This window comes from Kitasatospora sp. NPDC054768, assembly GCF_053612025.1.
Map to the genome: position 1 here is coordinate 1 of NZ_JBSHBN010000303.1, position 4256 is coordinate 4256.

Sequence of the window (4256 nt, forward strand, 5' to 3'; positions counted from 1 at the left end):
CGCCTGGTGTGGGCGACGGCCCGGCGCAGCCCGAGCGAGGTCGAGCAGGCGGCGGGGCCGGGCCGGTAGTCGGCCAGGCCCGGGGCGTGCGGCCCGCCGTCCAGGGCCACCACGACGTTGCGGGCGAGCAGCTCGGCCTGGGCGAAGGCGTGCTGGGCGTTGGGGGCGCAGGGGGCTCCGTCCGCGTTCGGGTCCGGTACGGCGGCGCAGTCGCCGGCCGCCCAGACGCCGGGCAGGGCACGTCCGTCCGGGCCGACGGCCTGCAGGGTCGCCAGACATCGCACCCGGCCGAGAGTGTCCAGCGGCAGGTCGGTCTCGCGCAGCAGCGGGGCCGGCCGGACGCCCGCCGTCCAGACCAGGGTGCGGGCGCCGAAGCGGCTGCCGTCGGAGAGCACCACGACCCGGTCGGCGACGGACTCCAGGGTGGTGTGCAGCCGGATGTCCACGCCGCGCTCGCGCAGCTCGCCGAGGGTGTGCACGGCCAGTTCGGGCGACTCCTCGGCGAGGATCCGGCCGGTCGCCTCGACCAGGACCCAGTGCAGGTCCTCGGCGCGGACGTTGTGGTAGCCGCGCACGGCGGTGCGGGTCATGTCCTCCAGTTCGGCGAGCGCGCCGACGCCCGCGTAGCCGGCGCCGACGAAGACGAAGGTGAGCGCCGACTGGCGCAGCGCCGGGTCGCGGGTGGCGGAGGCGAGGTCGAGCTGCTCCAGGACGTGGTTGCGCAGGCCCACCGCCTCGCCGACGGTGGAGAAGCCGAGGCCGTGTTCCGCGAGGCCGGGCACCGGTGCCGTGCGGGAGACCGAGCCCGGGGCCACCACCAGGACGTCGTAGGGCAGTTCGACCGGTGCGGGGGTCTCGCCGGGGCCGGCGGCGTCGGCCAGGGCGCGTCGGGCGGCGTGTTCGATCCGGGTGATCCGGGCGGTGACCACCCGGCAGTCCGGCAGGACCCGGCGCAGGGGGACCACCACGTGTCTCGGGTCGATCGAGCCGGCCGCCACCTCGGCCAGCAGCGGGTGGTAGGTGAAGTAGGCCTGGGGCTCGACGACGGTGATCTCCACCTCTCCGCGCCGCAGCCGTTCCCGCAGGGCGCGCTGGAGGTGGAGTGCGGCGGCCGTTCCGGCGCAGCCGCCGCCGGCGATCAGGATTCTGATGGTGCGCCTCCTGCCGATGCGACGTTTCGTCCCGGCCGCCCCGCGGCCGGGGGTGTCCCCCCATCACGCCCCCTATGAAGGACCGGCGGGGGTCGTCTTGTCCACAGTCCGTACGGGGCTGGTTGCGACACGAGTGACCGTCGTGGCCAGTTGTGCTTACTGGGCGACTTTCTGACGCACTTTCGGCCTCGGAGAGTGGTGAACTATGGTCGGATTGTGTACCGGGGCGGCCGTCGCCATGACAATCGGCGGCGACGCACCGTGGAGCGGCCACTACGGCCAGTTCCAGCGTTGGCGTGAGAACCCGACTGGGGGACAGTCATCCGGGGAAGGGTAGTTCCCGGACAGGGCCCCGGACGGTGCCGACGCGCCGAGCCGGACGTGGACCCGGCACGGCGGCACGACCGTGGTCACCGGAACGGGACGGGCGGCACGAGCAATGGGTCATCGGGTCATTTCTGACGGGCTGAGCTGCACCGGGGGGTGCAGGGGCGGGCGACGACAGGGTCCGGTTTCGGACGCCTGCGGGGGAGAGTTGGGATGATGGATCAGGAGCAGGTGTTGGGGCGGGTGGGTGCACCACAGGCCGGACCGGGCACGGTCCCGGAGCAGCGCGGCCCGGTGGACCTGCCGCCGCAGAGCGGGTCGGCGTACTCGGCGGTCGCGTACCGGGCCGAGCCCGCGCCGGCCGCGGTGCCGGTGCCCGGGGCCAGGTTGCGGGTCGACGCCCGGCGGAATCTGGAGAGCGTGCTGCGGGCGGCCCGCGAGGTGTTCGGCGAGTTCGGCTACGGCGCGCCGATGGAGGAGGTCGCACGCCGGGCCGGGGTCGGGGTCGGCACCGTCTACCGGCGCTTCCCGAGCAAGGAGGTGCTGGTCCAGCGGATCGCCGCCGAGGAGGTGGCGTGGCTGACCGCGCAGGCGCGGGAGTCGCTGTACGGCGGTGACGGCGCCTGGGAGGCGCTGGCCGGCTATCTGGCCCGCGCGGTGTCCACCGGTGCCGGGCGGCTGCTGCCGCCGGAGGCGTTCCGGTACGCGGAGGAACTGGGCCGGGTGCCCGAGCAGCGGGCGCCGGAACCGCCCGCGGCGGTCCGCTTCGACCTGCGCGGCGAGGAGGCCCGCTCCGGCGGGGTGGTCGAGCCGTCGGCGGCCGACGCCGATCCCCGGCTGCTGCTCCAGCTGCTGGCCGCCCTGGTGGCGCGGGCCGGTGCGGCGGGCGAACTGCGTCCGGGCGTCACGGTGTCGGACGTGGTGCTGGTGCTGACGGCCTCGGTGCCGGTGCACGCGGCCCGTCCGTCGGTCCCGGCGCAGGCGGCCGGCGGTTTCTCGCCGATTTCTCCGCAGACGGACGGTCAACCGACCGCCGGCCCCTCGGACCGGCTGCTGCAGATCCTGCTGGACGGCCTGCGGGAGCGCTGATACCCGGGCCGACCGGTCCGCCACGCCCGGCGGGTACGGGAGTTGGAGGGAGGACCGGCGCGCGGCCCGGATGCGCGCGCCGGGTGCGGGAGTCGCACACCCCACCGCCGCACGCTGGGCGAACACCCCCGCGACGGCCTCTCGGAGGAGTGGAAGGCGGTTGGTCCGGCTTCCGCCGGTCCCTGCGCTATGCCATCCTTTGCCCGTGGTTGGAGCCAATGTCCCGATGCGCGCCGTTCGCGCGCCGTCGGCGCCGTACGTCGGGGAACCGTGCGCCTGCGCACTCCCGCGCGCCCTGCCACACTACGGGGGCTGTCGTGGAATCTGGGGTCCGTTGTGAGCGCCGAGGAACAGAACGACTACGGGTACGGCCTCGACTTCGGAGGCCTCTCCGGTGATCCCGACGAGGGGCCCTGCAGTCTCAACGGCGTCGGCGGGACGGCCCAAGTGCCGGGCGCCGCAGCGGCTTCGGCTGCCGGACACGTCCCCGACCAGGCCGGGATGCCCAGCCGCGAGACGCTCTCCGCCTCCGCCGCCGCGCTGCCCCCGGGCCGGGTGCCCGGGCAGGCCCCGGCGGGCCGGGGCGGCGTCGCCCCCGAGGCGTTCGTCGGCGACCCCTTCACCGGCGACGGCCGCACCGCCCGGCCGACCGTGCCCGCCCCCGCCGACCCGGTGGACGGCGAGCGCCCCGCCTCCGACGCCGACTTGACCGCCCGGGTGCGGGCCGGCGACGACACCGCGTACGAGGAGATCTACCGCCGGCACGCCGACTCGGTGCGCCGCTACGCGCGCACCTGCTGCCGGGACAACTTCACCGCCGAGGACCTCGCGGGCGAGGTGTTCGCCCGCACCCTGCAGGCGCTGCGGGCGGGCAAGGGCCCCGAGTTCGCCGTCCGCGCCTACCTGCTGACCGCCGTGCGCAACGTCGCCGCCGCCTGGCACCGCAGCGAGCGCCGCGAGCAACTCGTGGACGACTTCGCCGTGTTCGCGCAGACCTCGGCCGCCGTCGTCGACTTCGACCTCGCCGACCCGGGCGCCGACGCCTGGGCGATGGCGATGGCCGACCAGCGGATGGTCATGCAGGCCTACGCCGAACTGCCCGAGGACGACCGGGTGGTGCTCTGGCACACCGAGGTCGAGCGGGAGTCCCCGAAGACCGTCGCGGTGATGCTCGGCAAGACCGCCAACGCCACCGCCGTCCAGGCCCACCGGGCCCGCGACCGGCTCGCCGCCGCGTTCCTCCAGGCGCACGTCTCGGGCAGCCAGGACAGCGGTTGCGAGGCCTACGCCAACCGGCTCGGGGCGTACGCGCGGGGCTCGCTGCGCAAGCGGGCCTCGGCGGAGGTCGGCCGGCACCTCAAGGAGTGCGACCGCTGCACGGCCGCTTGCCTGGAACTGACCGAGATCAACACCGGGCTGCGCGCCCTGCTGCCCGGCGGCGTGCTCGTCTGGATCGGCGTCGGTGGCTTCGGCGCCGCCGCGGCCGCCGTGGGCGGTGCCGCCGCCGTCGGCGGAGCGGCAGCCGCCGGGACGGCCGCCGCCTCCGGGTCCTCGGGGGCCGCCGCGGGTGCGGCCGCCGCCGGTTCGACCGGTGCGGCCTCCGGCGGGGCGGGAGCCGCCGCGGCCGGCGAGGGCCTGGGCACCGCCGCCAAGGCCGGGATCGCCCCCGCCGTCGCGGTGGCCGCGGCC

At 76.0% G+C, this 4256-nt stretch carries 3 protein-coding genes; 2 read left to right on the forward strand and 1 reads right to left on the reverse strand.

Features of this window, described 5'->3' with window-relative positions:
• Nucleotides 1–1169, reverse strand: a 1169-nt coding sequence (locus ACWGKU_RS40555; RefSeq protein WP_452191818.1) for an NAD(P)/FAD-dependent oxidoreductase, incomplete at its 3' end; no start/stop codon positions are given.
• A 522-nt stretch (nucleotides 1170–1691) separates the two neighbouring features.
• On the opposite strand from ACWGKU_RS40555, the gene ACWGKU_RS40560 reads away from it, so the two are divergent.
• Nucleotides 1692–2567: a TetR/AcrR family transcriptional regulator gene (locus ACWGKU_RS40560; protein WP_401055559.1), complete on the forward strand. Its 876-nt coding sequence runs from the start codon at nucleotides 1692–1694 to the stop codon at nucleotides 2565–2567.
• 336 nt (nucleotides 2568–2903) lie between these two features.
• The coding region (locus ACWGKU_RS40565) for a sigma-70 family RNA polymerase sigma factor (protein ID WP_452191817.1) at nucleotides 2904–4256 on the forward strand (1353 nt) is incomplete at its 3' end.

Excerpts from the sequence above, each read along its gene's own strand:
- ACWGKU_RS40560 (WP_401055559.1), top strand. The coding sequence starts at position 1,692 with ATGATGGATCAGGAGCAGGTGTTGGGGCGGGTGGGTGCACCACAGGCC.